Consider the following 13,574-nt stretch of genomic DNA (forward strand, 5'->3'; position numbering starts at 1 on the left):
GCAGGCGAGCCCCTTAAAGCGCCAGCATGTGCCGAATATCGGCCGCACAGTCGCAAACCTTTCTGCCCGCGGTTTCGACCACCGGGACGGGACGCGTCCAGGGCCGGTAATCCCGCGCCACAACCTCTTGCCAGGTCGGTCCTGCGCAGCCGTTTGAAACCATCATTCGGGTTTCGACCCGCTGGCGGTGCGCATCACGATCCGTACAGATGATCTCCACCTCCAGAAGCTCTGCGTCGGCTGTGCGCGCGACCTCGCGCCACACATCGCGGGTCAGCATCCACGGATTGACGCAATCGGCGATGAGGCGATGACCCAGGGCGAGATTGTCCGCGGCAACGGCATAGGCCGCGCGGTAACCGGCATCCTTCATATCGTCATCCACGACGCCGGACGCGCGAATGGCGTTCTCGATGGAATCGATACGAAGCCAGATGGCCTCGATCTCTGCGGCCAGCACACTCGCGATGCTTGACTTGCCGACACCGGGAAGACCGGAGAGAGACACGAGGAGCCCGCGCTTGCGGCTGCGACTCATGCCGTCTCCGCCTGCGCCCATTCGAGATAGGGTGTGTTCACCTGCACCGTGGCAAGCGTCAGGATGGCCGGGACGTCATAAGGGTGCCTCGCCTCGATGAGGCGTCGCAGGTCCGCCTCCCTCTCGGGCAGCGTCTTCAGGATCAACACCGTCTCCTCCTCGTCCTCGATGGCGCCCTGCCAGCGATAGACGGAGACCATTGTGGGAAGGATATTGGCGCAGGCTGCCAGCCTTTCGGAAACCGCGGCTGCAGCGAGCTCTTTCGCCGTCTCCATGTCCGGGCACGGAATATAGAGAAGCATCAACTGCCCCGTCTCCTGCAGCCCGCCCACACTGTGCTTCCGCGGCTCTTCGTCTTCCATGGTGGTTCGCCTTTGATTTCCGTGTCCGCGAGGGCCTTCCAGGATCCGCACGCAACTACAGCTTTGCCGAAGCGGCCGGCTCCGTGCTAGGCGAAACGTGACCCGAAGCTGGGCTCGCCACAACCGCCGCTACCGACACGCCCGTCATGACGATCGTATCGCCGATCAAGAAGATCGCCATCATGTCCTCCGATTCGCCCGAGGCCGTGGGGGCGGCAGACCTTTTGCGGGAAACCTATGGCGAGGTCCCGCCCAAAGATGCCGATGTCGTCGTGGCTCTCGGCGGCGACGGGTTGATGCTGCAGGCGCTGCACGCACACATGGATTCGGGCAAGCCGATCTATGGGATGAACCGCGGCTCCGTCGGCTTTCTGATGAATGAGTACAGGCCGGAAGGTCTGATGGAACGCATTTCGGAAGCGAAGGTGGAGCCGGTCCATCCGCTGCGCATGAGCGTTCTCACCGCGGACGGCGAAACGATCACGGCGCACGCCGTCAATGAAGTGGCGCTCTTCCGCCAATCCTATCAGGCCGCAAAGCTGAGGATCACGATCGACGGCCATGTCCGCCTCGAAGAGCTTATCTGCGACGGCATCCTGCTTGCGACACCGGCAGGCTCGACGGCCTACAATCTCTCCGCCCACGGGCCCATCATCCCGATCAACGCACCCTTATTGGCCTTGACCCCGATCAGTCCGTTTCGGCCGCGTCGCTGGCGCGGCGCCCTGCTGCCCGATCGGGCCGAAGTGACGCTCGAAGTGCTCGAGACCGACAAGCGGCCGGTCAATGCGGTCGCCGACCACACGGAATTCAAGAGCGTGCGTCAGGTTTCGATCGTCGAAGACAAGACGGTGACCGGCTTTATCATGTTCGATCCCGATCACGGCTGGGACGAGCGCATCCTGGCCGAGCAGTTCCGCTACTGACGCTCAGGCGGCCGCCTTGATCTGAAGGGCGTAGCCGCGCGCCGCATCACGCTTTGCATCCATCGCAAGACGCCTCAGAAGAGCGAGAAGATCGTCGAGTTCACCCGTCGGCCGGGCTCCGTAACGCAGGAGCACGGCGTCGATCAGCCGGGTGGCGCGTCGATAATCGTGACCGGAACCGGCCTCGCAATCGAGGTCGCGCAGGACCTCCATGACGGTCACGATGACAGGCACGGCGCCCGCGGGCAGTCCGGCCTTTCGAAGAAGTGCGCCGAGCCCGGAGGAGCGCCCGGCGGCCACGAGAGCGGAAACCCGCCGTCGCGGCATATCGGCAAGCGCGGCGATCGCTTGCTCGAAGAAATCGATCTGTCCGCAGACCGCCGCGCGCACGAGGAGCACGGGGGTCAGCTGATCCGAATCGAGAAGTCGGTTGACGAGTTGCACGAGACCCGCAGGTCCGGCGTCTTCGGCCAAGACGAGGACCGCGCGTTCGAGCGTTTCGTCGGCAACCGCACGCGCCTGCATCGGAGAAAGCCAGCCTCTCGCGGAGACGAAGGCGCACAGGCTGTCAGCCAGATCTTCCAGAAGGACCTGGCGCACGCCCACAGGCAGATCGCTGCGCGCCAAGAGCATTTCGCGCAGCTCCGCCTCGTGGCCATAGCGTTCGACGATACGGTCGAGGGAGAAACGCGCCACGCAGGCCCCGTCGTTGCAGAGGAGATCCATCACGGCTTCCAGGCAGCCGACTTCCGCGATCGCGGCGGCAAGCGCGCGCGACACAGTCCTGCGACGCGCGATCGCCGCCTGCACTTCCGGCTCGCGTGTCGCCACGAGATCGACGAGTTCGCCGTCGAGGAGAAGCGGCGAGTGTTCGACCACGATCGTCGCCACTTCAAAGTGATCTGCAGACAGCGCGAGAATGACATGGTGCGGCGCCATCTCGCTGTCTGCGAGCTGTTCCGCGAGCGCCAGACGGACCAGACGATTCGGATCGTCGAGCAAGATGGTCATCGCGGCTTCGAGGCCGTCATGCTCCTCCGGCGACAATTCGGAGGTGAGAAAAGCACGTGCGAGCGCACTCGCGGCTTCCACACGTCGCCTCGGTGCGGCACTTTCGATCCAGGTCAAAAACCGTTCGACGATCATCAAGACACTCTCCTCGATATGGATCGTGCACGGGGATGATTAATGATCGGTTCACCATAGCGTCGGCCTTTGCGCAGCGCCCTCCTCAGTCCCCAGCTATGACCCCAACGATGGGTGAAAAATGATGCGCTCCTACCTCCTCGTGCCAGCACACAGCGAGCGGAAGCTCGCGAGAGCGCTGACGAGCGGCGCCGACGCACTCATTCTCGACCTCGCCGATTCGGTTGCGCCGAAGGACAAGGGCAAGGCCCGAAAGCTGGCGACCGCCTTCTTGCTCACGCACGGCGGTCTCCTGCGCCCTCGCCTCTTCGTGCGCATCAACGCTCTCGCGAGCCCCCTGAGCGAGGGCGATCTCGACCACGTCATGACCGGAGCGCCGGCCGGCATCGTGCTGTCGGCCGCAGCGGGAAAAGACGATGTCGTGCTCCTCGGCGCCCGCATCGCCGTTCGCGAAGCGCTTCACCGTCTCCCAGACGGCGGCACACGCATTCTCGCAATCGCAGGAGATCGGCCCGATTCCGTCTTGGCGCTCGGAAGCTATACCGGCGACGTTGCGCGCCTCTGCGGCCTTGTCTGGTGCGGCAGTCGGTCTCTGGCGGGAATCGGGCGCCAAGGCGCGAGAAAAGAAGACGGCGACTGGGGAAACCCGTCTGCGCTCGCACGCAATCTGTGTCTTTTTGCCGCCGGTGCAGCACATGTCGCTGCTATCGATCGCCCCTATCAGGACTTTGCCGACTCAGGGGGGCTTGCCGCCGAAGCGGCGAAGGCTGCTGACGCAGGCTTCGCAGGCAAGATCGCCATCCATCCCTCACAGGTGGCGGCGATCAACACTGCGTTTACGCCAGGCCCCGACGCGGTCGCGGCGGCCGAGGCCCTGATTGCCACGTTCCGAGAAGCAGGGAACCCGGGCGCGCTCGCGATCGAGGGGCATGCCTGCGATCAGAGCGATCTGCGACGAGCCGAACGCCTTGTCGCACGCGCCGCTCAGATCACCCAGATCAGTAAGATCGTCAGCCCGTCACCTTCGGATCCTTCGGGCGAATGATCTCGAAGACACCGTCGACCACGGCATAGTCGAAATAGCCGCAGCGCGCGATCGTGCGGGCCGCCGCCATGTCGAAGCGGTCGTCGCGGATGAAGCGGTCATCGACATAGATCGAGACGACTTCCCCGAAAACGACGATGTTGCCGGACCACTGCCCGTCGAGACCGGCGAGACGGTCCGCCTTGAGAAGCCGGCATTCGAGCGCCGTCGGGGCATCGCGAACGCGCGGCGGCTTGACGACGGCGCTCTCCTCCATGGCGAGCCCCGCCTCTTCTGCCTCACTCACCCCGCGAGGATAGGCGGCTGAGGTCGCATTCATCTCTTCGCGGAGATCGAACGTCGTGAGATTGCACACGAATTCGCCTGTCGCCTTGATGTTCTTCACGCTGTCTTTCTCGCCAAAGGACGAGAACATCACGATATGAGGATCGTTGGAGACGGCGTTGAAGAAGGAATAGGGCGCGAGATTGAGATGCCCTTCCGGATCGAGACTCGAAATCCAGCCGATCGGACGGGGCGCGACGATCGCCTTGAACGGATCATGTGCGAGCCCGTGGTCCCGCAGGCGCGGCGTATAACGCATCTAAAATCCTCAGCTAGAAAAGAAAGTCGTGAGCGCGGAGATATCCGGCCGGTCGCGTTCCGGCGTTTCCTGGCTCGCCGTCCCGATATGGATGAAGCCGGCAAGCTTCTCGTTCTCACCAACGCCGAGCGCGCGAAGCGCTTCCGCATCGAAGGCGAACCACTGCGTCAGCCATTGGGCGCCGAAACCGTGGCCCGCGGCTGCGTGCAGGAGGTTCATGCAAACGGCGCCCGCCGTCAGCTCCTGCTCCCAGACCGGCACTTTCGCATGCGCGGCCGCTGTCGAGACAACGCCGATGACGACCGGCGCAACCGCAAACTGGGCGGCCTTTCCCGCTTTGCGTTCGGCTTCCGGGTCACCGCTCTTCAGAACCAAGGCTTTCAGCGTTTCCGCCAAACGTTGCCGGTCCTCGCGGCTATAGATAATGTAGCGCCAGGGTGCGAGCTTGCCGTGGTCGGGCACACGCGCACCAATGGTCAGAATATCGGCTAACGTTTCTGGATCCGGCCCCGGATCGCCAAGCTGGACGGAGGGTGTGCTCCGACGTTTGCGCAGATGGTCGAGAAGGTCGTGCATCGTCGCCTGTGTCATTTTGCCTTTGCGCCGAACGGTTTCCATCATGGCTCGGGCCGTTTCAACCTTGAAATCGACATGGTTCGCCGCTTACGACCAGGAAGAACCATCAACAGCATGAGCCGATGATCCGCTTCACCCCGGCTATTGTCCTAGCTTTCGCGACCATGGCGACCGCCTTCGGCGGAGCGCTCGCAGCCGCACCAGCCTATGCTCAAGACGGCCTGGGCGGTGGCGGAGCAGGCTTTTTCGGGCCTGGCCCCTCAGATCTCGGGCCGGGCGCTCCTCCGCAAGGAGACGAGCCAAGGAGCATCTTTCGCAAGGACGGGCCCCCGCCTCCCCGGCAGGAAGATCTGCCTCACAAGCTCGACTTCGTCGCGCCTTCGAGCGAGTTCAATCTGCCCGGACCGGAAGAAACCATCATCTTTCCGGACAATCCGGACGGCGATGCAAAGGGATTGCTGCTCGGCGACAACGTCCTCACGCTGAATGCGCGCCTGACAGATGACAGCCTCGACCTTACCCAGGGTCTGACCTGGAGGATCTTCGGCACCACACCGAGCGAAGACGGCAGCCTGCCGCTGATCGCAACGTCATCCGGCGGAACGGCGCGACTCACCCTGCCCGACGGCGCCTATTATGTGCATGCCGCCTTTGGCCGGGCGGGCGCCACCCAGCGCATCGAATTGAACGGCGTTCCGGAGACCGAGGATCTCGTTCTGGAGGCGGGAGGGCTTCGGCTTTCGGCCGTGGTCGGTGACGACTTCCCCGTCGACGAGGACAAGGTCACCTTCGAGATCTTCTATGAGGCGGAAAACGACAAGCGCGAGCTCGTCACGCCCGACGCGGAAGCCGGTCACATCGTGCGGCTGCATGCGGGCACTTACAGCGTCGTCAGCCGTTACGGCACCCTCAACGCCATTGTGCGTGCGGAAATCGAGGTGAAACCCGGCGAGCTGACCGAGGCGGTCATCCACCATGCCGGTGCCGAGGTGACGCTGAAGTTGGTGGAACAGGAGGGCGGCGAAGCGCTCGCCAACACACGCTGGACGGTTCTGACGCAGGGCGGCGACACGATTCACGAATCGGTCGGCGCCTTCCCTCACATCATCCTTGCCGAAGGCACCTACACCGCGGTCGCGCGCCACGACGACACGACCTATGCCCGTGATTTCGAGATCAAGGCCGGCATGAACCGCGACGTCGAAGTCCGGCTGACCGACCTGGTTCGCCCGGAGGGGATGCGCCTGGCTCGTTAGAGCCAGGCACTTTGAGACTTATGCCGCGGCGGCCTGGGCTTCCCCGGCCGGCCGAAGATCAGGCGGCGTCGCCTCTTCCTTCAGGCGGCGAAGCGCTTCTTCGAGAGGCAGTGTCATTTGATCTTTCTGGCCGAGACGGCGCAGAGAAATCGTTCCCTCTTCCGCTTCACGACGGCCGACGACGAGCATCGCCGGCACCTTGCCGACCGAGTGCTCGCGGACCTTGTAATTGATCTTCTCGTTCCTGAGGTCGGCGACAGTGCGAAGGCCCGCAGCCTTCAGCTTCTCCTCAACCTCGCGCGCGTAATCGTCGGCTTCCGAGACGATCGTCGCGACCACCGCCTGGACCGGCGCAAGCCAGAGCGGCAGGCGCCCGGCATAATGCTCCAGAACGATGCCGATGAAGCGCTCGAAGGTTCCGAAGACGGCACGATGCAGCATCACCGGACGGTGACGCTCGCCATCCTCGCCGACGTAAGACGCATCAAGCCGCTCCGGCAGCACATAATCGAGCTGATACGTGCCGCACTGCCAGGTCCGTCCGATCGCGTCGGTCAGGTGGAACTCGAGCTTCGGGCCGTAGAACGCCCCCTCGCCTTCGGCGATCTCGAACTCCACGCCGGCCGCCGTCAGAGCATCGGCAAGCGACTTTTCGGCACGATCCCAGGTGGCGTCGTCGCCGGCACGGGTCTCCGGCCGGGTCGCGAGCTTATAGCGGATATTGGTGAGACCCATATCGGTATAGACGCGCGCAAACAGCTTCAGGAAGCGCTCGGTCTCGCTCACCACCTGCTCGTCCGTGCAGAAAATGTGCGCATCGTCCTGGGTCATCTGCCGGACGCGCATCAGCCCGTGAAGTGCACCATGCGCTTCGTTGCGATGGCAGCAGCCAAATTCGGCCATGCGGATCGGCAGGTCGCGGTAGGATTTGATCCCGTGCTTGAAGATCTGCACATGCGCCGGGCAGTTCATCGGCTTGAGCGCCAGCCAGGTATCGACCTCGTCGGCGAGAACCGGCCCATCTTCGTCCGTATTCGGGGTCTGATCGGGGACCACGAACATGTTTTCGCGGAATTTCGACCAGTGCCCGGATTTCTCCCAGAAGCTCGAATCGAGAAGCTGCGGGGTTTTCACCTCCACATAGCCATCCTCATCGAGGCGCCGGCGAATGTAATCCTCCAGCACCCGCCACACGGCATAGCCCTTCGGATGCCAGAAGACCGACCCCTGCGCCTCTTCCTGCAGATGAAACAGGTTCATCTCGCGCCCGAGACGGCGGTGGTCACGTTTTTCCGCCTCCTCGATCATGGTGAGATAGGCGTCCAGCTCTTTCTTGGAGGTCCAGGCGGTGCCGTAGATGCGCTGCAGCTGCTGGCGGCTGGAATCGCCGCGCCAATAAGCGCCGGCCAGTTTCGTCAGCTTGAAGGCGTCCCCGATCCGGCCGGTCGAGTCCATATGCGGGCCGCGGCAGAGATCGAACCAGTCACCCTGGCGATAGATCTTGACGTCGTCGCCTTCGGGAATCGCATCGACGAGTTCCACTTTGAACTGCTCGCCCATTTCGCCGAAGACGCGCTTCGCCTCGTCGCGGTCCCACACCTCCTTCGTGAAGGGGCGGTTGCGCGCGATGATCTCGCGCATCTTCGCTTCGATGGCGGTGAAGTCCTCGGTCGAAAACGGCTCCTGGCGGAAGAAGTCGTAATAGAAGCCGTCCTCGATCACAGGCCCGATGGTGACCTGCGTGCCGGGAAAGAGCTCCTGCACGGCCTCCGCGAGGACATGGGCGCAATCGTGACGAATGAGGGACAGCGCCTGCGGATCCTCGCGCGTGACGATCTTCACCGTAGCGCCTTCCGGCAGCCTGTCGGCGAGATCGGCGAGCTGCCCGTCGACTTCGACGGCAACGGCTTTCTTCGCCAAAGATTTGGAGATCGACGCAGCGAGATCGGCACCGCTCGCCCCTTCGGGCAAGCTGCGCTCCTGGCCGTCGGGAAGTCTAATCCGGCTCATGACAGCAAAGTCCGGGCCCATCGGCCCGCTCCATAGTTCAATCCGAAAAGCGTTCGGTGATGTGTCGGCCCGTCCATAGGCCGTAGCGCCACGGCGTATACCAGCGGGCATTATCGGGCAAGCGGGCTGGCACCGGGTCGAGCCCATTGCTGCCGAAAGGATGACAGCGCGAGAAGCGGGCAAGCCCCATCCAAAGCCCTGGCCAGGCGCCGAAGGTGCGGATCGCCTCGCTCGTATACTCCGAACAACTCGGCAAATGCCGGCACGTGCGGCCCATGATCGAGGACAGCGAGAGCTGATAAATCCTGATCAGTCCGAGGAGACCACTGGCGACGGGCGAGAAACGCCGCGGCTTCAGCCGACCGCCTTCTGATCCTTCGGCCCTCTCCATAGCGTCACGCGGCCTGACCGGCGCCGGCCGCTTTCCGGCTCTGCCCCTTCTCGAACGAGGACGAACCTGCGTGGCCCGCCGCCTCGATCTGATCGAGCGCATCGACGACGGCGTCGAATGTCAGCATCGTCGAGGCATGCCGCGCCTTATAATCGCGCACCGGCTCGAGAAAACGAAGATCGGCCCAGCGGCCTTGCGGCGACGGCCCGTTGTCCTTGAGCATGGCGCGCATTTCCTCACGAACCTGCCGCAGCTCGTCGGGCGTCGAACCGATCACCGTCCGCGCCATGATGGAGGAAGACGCCTGGCCAAGTGCACAGGCCTTCACTTCATGCGCGAAATCCGCGATCCGGCCATCCTCCAGCTTGAGATCGACGGTGACCGTCGAGCCGCACAACCGCGAATGCGCCTTGGCGCTCGCGTCGGGATCGGCGAGCCGTCCGATGCGGGGAATGTTCCCTGCGAATTCCAGAATTTTGGCGTTATAGACGTCGTCGATCATAGGTCACTCCGCTCGGGGGGTGGCCGAGCTTGGGCAAAATCATTACTTCGCCTTATATAGGTTCGACAGGCCGGCGTCACACCTCCACCCGAGAGCGGCCGGCACGTCTCGAAAGGACGCAAGATGGACAGCACGTTGAAGCTCTTCTCCTCGGCCGCGGTGGCGGGTCGAAGGCCAAGCCGCGAGGAGGCAGAAGCTGCCGTGCGAACGCTGATCGCCTGGCTCGGGGACGACCCCGACCGCGAGGGTCTGCGCGACACGCCGCGGCGCGTGGTTTCGGCTTATGAGGAGCTTTACGCCGGCTACCCCCAGGATCCGGGGACATTGCTCGCGCGCACCTTCAAGGATGTGGGCGGCTATCACGACATGGTGCTGGTCCGCGACATAGCCTTCTATTCGCATTGCGAGCATCACATGCTCCCCTTCTTCGGGCATGTGCATATCGCCTATTACCCGAACGACGGCGTCGTCGGGCTGTCGAAGATGGCTCGCGTCGTGGAAGCCTTTGCGCGCCGCCTGCAAACGCAGGAGACGATGACGGCTCAGATCACCGATGCGCTCGAAAACGCTTTGAGCCCGCGCGGCGTCGCGGTGATGGTGGAAGCCGAACATATGTGCATGTCGATGCGTGGCGTGCAGAAGCAGGGCTCGTCCACCATGACGTCGCGCTTCACCGGCCTCTTCCATGAAGAGGCAGCCGAACGCGAAAAATTCCTCAATCTCGTGCGTCCGACAGGCCGCTGATCACGGACGCCGGTGTCGATGAAGGATGATCAAGCAACGGCCTCTCCCGAGGTCGCCATCGAAGAGACGCAGGACTTCCGGCCCCGCTTCAACGAAGCGGGCCTCCTGCCCTGCATCACCCAGGATGCCGAAAGCGGCGACGTCCTGATGATGGCGTGGATGAACCGCGAGGCTATCGATCTCACGCTCGCCACTGGCGAGGTGCACTATTTCAGCCGCTCTCGGAACTCCCTGTGGAAGAAGGGCGAGACCTCTGGCGCCATCCAGAAGCTGATCGAACTCAGGATCGACTGCGACCAGGATTGCCTTCTCGCGCGCGTTGCGGTCGCCGATCGCGCCAGGACTTGCCACACCGGCCGCACCGGCTGCTTTTACCGCACCGCGGAGGCAACGCCCGAGGGACTGCGCCTCCGCATTCGCGATTAGGCGTTCCGATCATCCTTGCGTCACGTATTCCCGGATCGCTTCGGCTTCGTTCTGCACCTCGGCGATCCGACGTTTGACTACGTCCCCGATCGAGATGATCCCGACGAGCTTGCCATCCTCCTCGACGGGCAGATGGCGAAACCGCTCATTGGTCATCATTTCCATGAGATCGTCGGTCGTATGATGCATTCGGCAGATCCGCACGCGCGCCGTCATAAAATTGGCCACCGGCTGACTGAGCGCCCCCGCCCCCTCGCGGGCGACAGCAGAGACGATGTCGCGCTCCGACAAAATACCTTTGATGGCCGCGTCCTCGGTCACGACGACCGCGCCGATACGATGTTCTGACAATGTGACGGCGACTTCGTGCAGGCTCATCTGCGGCCGGCACGTCACGACGTCATTGCCTTTGCTCTCCAGCAATTGCCGTACATGCATATCTAGTCCTCCCCGAATGCGGACATTTGCCCGAATGCGAACGTTTGTTTCGTCCGCTTATCGGTATCCTAGGGCGAGACGGCATAAGTTTGAACTCTTCTGAGATCGAGTTTTCTCAAAGAACCAAGATTCCTAGGAGCCTATGAACGAGTTTGGCGTCCGACCGGATCGAAAAAAGGAAAAAGAAGAAGGCCTGCGAGAAACCCGCCGATATGGGCCTGCCAGGCGATCGCGCCTCCCACACCCGGGAGCATCTGCCCGCCGACTCCAAACAGGAGATTGATGCCGAACCACATCAAAATGAAGAAAGCGGAGTACGGATTGAGAAGGCTCGCTCTCAGACCAGGATCTGGCACGAGGTAGGCTTCCGGGCGCGCGCCTCCCCCCGCCAGAGGACCGCCCGGCGCAAAGGCGAAACGCGCGGCCGCAGCCGTAATGCCGGAGACGCCAGCGGAAGCTCCGATGACGAGGGTCTCGTTCCCCGGCATCGCCAGAAACTGCGCGAGCGCACCCGCGGCGATCGTCACCAGCAGCAGGACGAGGAAGCGCGAGGCTCCGAAACGCCGCGCCACGGCACTCCCGAAGCTCAGCATCCAAAGAACGTTCACGCCGAGATGCAGCCAGTCGGCGTGCAGCAGCGCATAAGTGAGGGGCGTCCAAAAGCAGGCAGCGATCCCTCCAGGAAGGAATGAAGCCGCACCCGTATAGCGTGCCGGCACGAAGCCGAACGTCATGAGCACCTCGACGTCGCTCTGGTAAGGCAACAGGGCGCGGATGACATGCACGATGAGGAGCGCACCGACCGTCCATACGAGGACCGTCGGCAGGTTGAACATTCTCTCTCGTTCTCGTTCTTGCATGGGCGGGTCGCTTCTTCGGAGACAGGCGAAAAGGTGGAGCATCGGGGGGGATTACGGCTCACCCTTCGCAAGCACAGAGCGTCCGGGCAAGGAAAAGACTTGGAAAAACACTGTTTCTTTCTGCCACACACGCTTACAGATGGTTAACTTGCATTATGATAGTTTTGCCACAGGCGCCTGGCTTCACGAGCAATGACCATCGCTTCCACAGACACTGACATGCCCGAAGAGACGGTGGACATCACCGTGGAGGACCCCGAAGGCAATCGTCGTCAACACGAGCGTGTCGAGGTCAACCTGCTCGGCCGCTGCATGTTTGCGGATCAGGAAGAGAACCCGTGCGAGATGCGCAACGTCTCCGCAGGCGGGGCGGCGATCATCAGTCCTCTCAAAGGGAATGTCGGCGAGAAGATCATCATCTATGCCGAGCAGATTGGGCGCATCGAAGGCATCATTACGCGGCACACGCAAAATGGCTTCGCCATCACGATCACGGCGTCTGCGCGCAAACGGGAAAAGCTCGCGAATACGCTCGCCTGGCTCGGACGCCGCGACGTGCTCAAGCTCCGCGACGACCGCCGCTCCGTGCGGCGTGTGCCGGCCACCACGGAAACGCGGGTCACCCTGCCCGGCGGCAGGCAGGTCGATTGCAAGATCATCGATATGTCGAAGACCGGCGCAGCGCTGGCGATTTCAGAGCGCCCGCCGATCGGCTCCCGCGTCAATCTCGGCCGACTTGGAGGACGCGTCGTACGCCATTTTAGCGACGGCATCGCCATCGAATTTATGCGCATCATGTCGGAAGAAGAGATCGAGCAGATTATCGAGGAAGAGTTCTTCACAGACGGGAGTCTATGACGCCCCTCTTTGCCCCTCTTCGTAACAACATCTTTTTAACCAGACCGATAATCGACTCCGATGTAAAAGCACTTCAACTTGCCGACAATTTCAGGAAAACTTCCTGATTTCAACCAAATGGTAGGCAGCGTAAAGAAGAGCTTGCCGAAAGCGTGAAACTCCGAAAGAACCGCTTAGCCCACGCATAAGCGGCCGGGGATACGGTCTCCCAAAACGGGGGATCGCGATATGCGGTTGAACAGAGTGACCGGAACAATGCTTGGGGCAGCTTTTGCCCTCGCCATCTTTGTGGCGGCCCCGGCGGAGGTCCAGGCCCAACAGACAAGCTCCGGTCTTGGCATCAGGATCACGGGCAGCATCAGCGCGCCGGTTATGCGCACGGGACGCTATGCCTCGCCACCCATCGGACATCGTGCCTTCTGCAAATCATTTCCGGACGAATGCGCGGTTCATGGCGGCCGCTCGCCCATACAGCTGACGCCGTCGCGCTGGCAGGATCTTGTGCGAGTCAACAATTACGTCAACGACACTGTCAAAGCGGTGACGGACGAAGAATATTATGGGCAGGAAGAAGTCTGGACACTCCCGCAGGGCTACGGCGATTGCGAGGATTACGTACTTCTGAAGCGCAAGCAGCTCGTGGCACGCGGCTGGCCCACATCCGACCTTCTGGTCGCCGTCGTTTTCGACGAAGTGGGCGCCGGCCATGCTGTGCTCGTGGTGCGCACCGATCGCGGCGACTACGTGCTCGACAACAAGGTCTCCGATATCCGGCTGTGGAGCGAGACCGGCTACCGTTACGTGAAACGGCAGGACATCGCGGATCCGAAGAAGTGGGTCGCCATCGACGATTCCCGCTGGCAGCCGCTCGACGCCACAGGTCGCGTACGCTGAATTTGACCTAGCCTGGTCG

17 protein-coding genes are annotated in these 13,574 nt (G+C 62.6%); 7 read left to right on the forward strand and 10 right to left on the reverse strand.

The annotated features are described in order from the left end of the window. Positions 1-13: 13 nt before the first annotated feature. The gene (locus tag NYQ83_RS08280; protein ID WP_261214029.1) at positions 14-538 is read right to left on the reverse strand and encodes an AAA family ATPase; all 525 of its coding nucleotides are present in this window, start codon (positions 536-538) and stop codon (positions 14-16) included. Beyond that, positions 535-900 (reverse strand): divalent-cation tolerance protein CutA, encoded by a 366-nt coding sequence (cutA, locus tag NYQ83_RS08285; RefSeq protein ID WP_261214031.1) that lies wholly within the window; start codon positions 898-900, stop codon positions 535-537. The genes NYQ83_RS08280 and cutA overlap by 4 nt, the downstream gene beginning before the upstream one ends. Positions 901-1,046: 146 nt before the next feature. Between cutA and NYQ83_RS08290 the strand changes: the two genes are divergently transcribed. After that, on the forward strand, positions 1,047-1,826 hold the full coding sequence (locus tag NYQ83_RS08290) for an NAD kinase (protein ID WP_128291722.1): 780 nt from the start codon (positions 1,047-1,049) through the stop codon (positions 1,824-1,826). Positions 1,827-1,829: 3 nt separating this feature from the next. On the opposite strand, the gene NYQ83_RS08295 is transcribed toward NYQ83_RS08290, so the two are convergent. After that, entirely contained in the window at positions 1,830-2,972 is a 1,143-nt protein-coding gene (locus NYQ83_RS08295; protein ID WP_261215140.1) for a DUF2336 domain-containing protein, read from the reverse strand. A 121-nt stretch (positions 2,973-3,093) separates the two neighbouring features. On the opposite strand from NYQ83_RS08295, the gene NYQ83_RS08300 reads away from it, so the two are divergent. Further along, the gene (locus tag NYQ83_RS08300; RefSeq protein ID WP_261214033.1) at positions 3,094-4,017 is read left to right on the forward strand and encodes an HpcH/HpaI aldolase/citrate lyase family protein; all 924 of its coding nucleotides are present in this window, start codon (positions 3,094-3,096) and stop codon (positions 4,015-4,017) included. On the opposite strand, the gene NYQ83_RS08305 is transcribed toward NYQ83_RS08300, so the two are convergent. Beyond that, positions 3,983-4,600, reverse strand: a complete 618-nt coding sequence (locus NYQ83_RS08305; RefSeq protein WP_261214035.1) for a flavin reductase family protein — start codon at positions 4,598-4,600, stop codon at positions 3,983-3,985. The two genes, NYQ83_RS08300 and NYQ83_RS08305, sit on opposite strands and share 35 nt — an antisense overlap. Before the next feature lie 9 nt (positions 4,601-4,609). After that, positions 4,610-5,221, reverse strand: a complete 612-nt coding sequence (locus NYQ83_RS08310; RefSeq protein WP_261214036.1) for a nitroreductase — start codon at positions 5,219-5,221, stop codon at positions 4,610-4,612. A 77-nt stretch (positions 5,222-5,298) separates the two neighbouring features. Here NYQ83_RS08310 and NYQ83_RS08315 point away from each other — a divergent pair, with 77 nt between their 5' ends. Next, complete coding sequence (locus tag NYQ83_RS08315) at positions 5,299-6,432, forward strand: hypothetical protein (protein ID WP_261214039.1); 1,134 nt, start codon at positions 5,299-5,301, stop codon at positions 6,430-6,432. Between the two features lie 18 nt (positions 6,433-6,450). Here NYQ83_RS08315 and thrS read toward each other — a convergent pair whose 3' ends face one another. Genes thrS through NYQ83_RS08330 form a run of 3 tightly spaced genes read right to left on the reverse strand, consistent with a single transcriptional unit; the run spans position 6,451 to position 9,335 of the window. Further along, positions 6,451-8,442, reverse strand: coding sequence for a threonine--tRNA ligase (gene thrS, locus NYQ83_RS08320; protein WP_261214040.1), 1,992 nt, complete (start codon positions 8,440-8,442; stop codon positions 6,451-6,453). Between the two features lie 37 nt (positions 8,443-8,479). Beyond that, complete coding sequence (yidD, locus tag NYQ83_RS08325) at positions 8,480-8,833, reverse strand: membrane protein insertion efficiency factor YidD (protein ID WP_261214041.1); 354 nt, start codon at positions 8,831-8,833, stop codon at positions 8,480-8,482. A 4-nt stretch (positions 8,834-8,837) separates the two neighbouring features. Beyond that, positions 8,838-9,335, reverse strand: a complete 498-nt coding sequence (locus NYQ83_RS08330; RefSeq protein WP_261214042.1) for an iron-sulfur cluster assembly scaffold protein — start codon at positions 9,333-9,335, stop codon at positions 8,838-8,840. 123 nt (positions 9,336-9,458) lie between these two features. On the opposite strand from NYQ83_RS08330, the gene folE reads away from it, so the two are divergent. Next, the gene (folE, locus tag NYQ83_RS08335) at positions 9,459-10,079 is read left to right on the forward strand and encodes a GTP cyclohydrolase I FolE (RefSeq protein WP_261214043.1); all 621 of its coding nucleotides are present in this window, start codon (positions 9,459-9,461) and stop codon (positions 10,077-10,079) included. Between the two features lie 18 nt (positions 10,080-10,097). Then, on the forward strand, positions 10,098-10,505 hold the full coding sequence (gene hisI / locus NYQ83_RS08340; RefSeq protein WP_261214045.1) for a phosphoribosyl-AMP cyclohydrolase: 408 nt from the start codon (positions 10,098-10,100) through the stop codon (positions 10,503-10,505). A 9-nt stretch (positions 10,506-10,514) separates the two neighbouring features. On the opposite strand, the gene NYQ83_RS08345 is transcribed toward hisI, so the two are convergent. Beyond that, positions 10,515-10,943 carry a CBS domain-containing protein gene (locus NYQ83_RS08345; RefSeq protein ID WP_261214047.1) on the reverse strand — a complete coding sequence of 143 codons (429 nt, stop codon included), beginning with the start codon at positions 10,941-10,943 and terminating at the stop codon, positions 10,515-10,517. 140 nt (positions 10,944-11,083) lie between these two features. Continuing rightward, on the reverse strand, positions 11,084-11,779 hold the full coding sequence (locus NYQ83_RS08350; protein WP_246008395.1) for a rhomboid family intramembrane serine protease: 696 nt from the start codon (positions 11,777-11,779) through the stop codon (positions 11,084-11,086). A gap of 243 nt (positions 11,780-12,022) precedes the next feature. Here NYQ83_RS08350 and NYQ83_RS08355 point away from each other — a divergent pair, with 243 nt between their 5' ends. Together NYQ83_RS08355 and NYQ83_RS08360 are read left to right on the forward strand one after the other, a co-directional pair. Next, positions 12,023-12,661, forward strand: coding sequence for a PilZ domain-containing protein (locus tag NYQ83_RS08355; RefSeq protein WP_261214053.1), 639 nt, complete (start codon positions 12,023-12,025; stop codon positions 12,659-12,661). Between the two features lie 228 nt (positions 12,662-12,889). Then, entirely contained in the window at positions 12,890-13,555 is a 666-nt protein-coding gene (locus tag NYQ83_RS08360) for a transglutaminase-like cysteine peptidase (protein ID WP_261214054.1), read from the forward strand. Positions 13,556-13,574 lie beyond the last annotated feature (19 nt).

The organism is Afifella sp. JA880, from assembly GCF_025379905.1.
In the GTDB taxonomy this organism is placed as follows: Bacteria; Pseudomonadota; Alphaproteobacteria; order Rhizobiales; family Afifellaceae; genus Afifella; species Afifella aestuarii.

Coding starts and splice junctions, on each gene's coding strand:
- NYQ83_RS08280 (WP_261214029.1), bottom strand. CDS start 538: ATGAGTCGCAGCCGCAAGCGCGGGCTCCTCGTGTCTCTCTCCGGTCTT.
- cutA (WP_261214031.1), bottom strand. CDS start 900: ATGGAAGACGAAGAGCCGCGGAAGCACAGTGTGGGCGGGCTGCAGGAG.
- NYQ83_RS08290 (WP_128291722.1), top strand. CDS start 1,047: ATGACGATCGTATCGCCGATCAAGAAGATCGCCATCATGTCCTCCGAT.
- NYQ83_RS08295 (WP_261215140.1), bottom strand. CDS start 2,972: ATGATCGTCGAACGGTTTTTGACCTGGATCGAAAGTGCCGCACCGAGG.
- NYQ83_RS08300 (WP_261214033.1), top strand. CDS start 3,094: ATGATGCGCTCCTACCTCCTCGTGCCAGCACACAGCGAGCGGAAGCTC.
- NYQ83_RS08305 (WP_261214035.1), bottom strand. CDS start 4,600: ATGCGTTATACGCCGCGCCTGCGGGACCACGGGCTCGCACATGATCCG.
- NYQ83_RS08310 (WP_261214036.1), bottom strand. CDS start 5,221: ATGATGGAAACCGTTCGGCGCAAAGGCAAAATGACACAGGCGACGATG.
- NYQ83_RS08315 (WP_261214039.1), top strand. CDS start 5,299: ATGATCCGCTTCACCCCGGCTATTGTCCTAGCTTTCGCGACCATGGCG.
- thrS (WP_261214040.1), bottom strand. CDS start 8,442: ATGAGCCGGATTAGACTTCCCGACGGCCAGGAGCGCAGCTTGCCCGAA.
- yidD (WP_261214041.1), bottom strand. CDS start 8,833: ATGGAGAGGGCCGAAGGATCAGAAGGCGGTCGGCTGAAGCCGCGGCGT.
- NYQ83_RS08330 (WP_261214042.1), bottom strand. CDS start 9,335: ATGATCGACGACGTCTATAACGCCAAAATTCTGGAATTCGCAGGGAAC.
- folE (WP_261214043.1), top strand. CDS start 9,459: ATGGACAGCACGTTGAAGCTCTTCTCCTCGGCCGCGGTGGCGGGTCGA.
- hisI (WP_261214045.1), top strand. CDS start 10,098: ATGAAGGATGATCAAGCAACGGCCTCTCCCGAGGTCGCCATCGAAGAG.
- NYQ83_RS08345 (WP_261214047.1), bottom strand. CDS start 10,943: ATGCATGTACGGCAATTGCTGGAGAGCAAAGGCAATGACGTCGTGACG.
- NYQ83_RS08350 (WP_246008395.1), bottom strand. CDS start 11,779: ATGTTCAACCTGCCGACGGTCCTCGTATGGACGGTCGGTGCGCTCCTC.
- NYQ83_RS08355 (WP_261214053.1), top strand. CDS start 12,023: ATGCCCGAAGAGACGGTGGACATCACCGTGGAGGACCCCGAAGGCAAT.
- NYQ83_RS08360 (WP_261214054.1), top strand. CDS start 12,890: ATGCGGTTGAACAGAGTGACCGGAACAATGCTTGGGGCAGCTTTTGCC.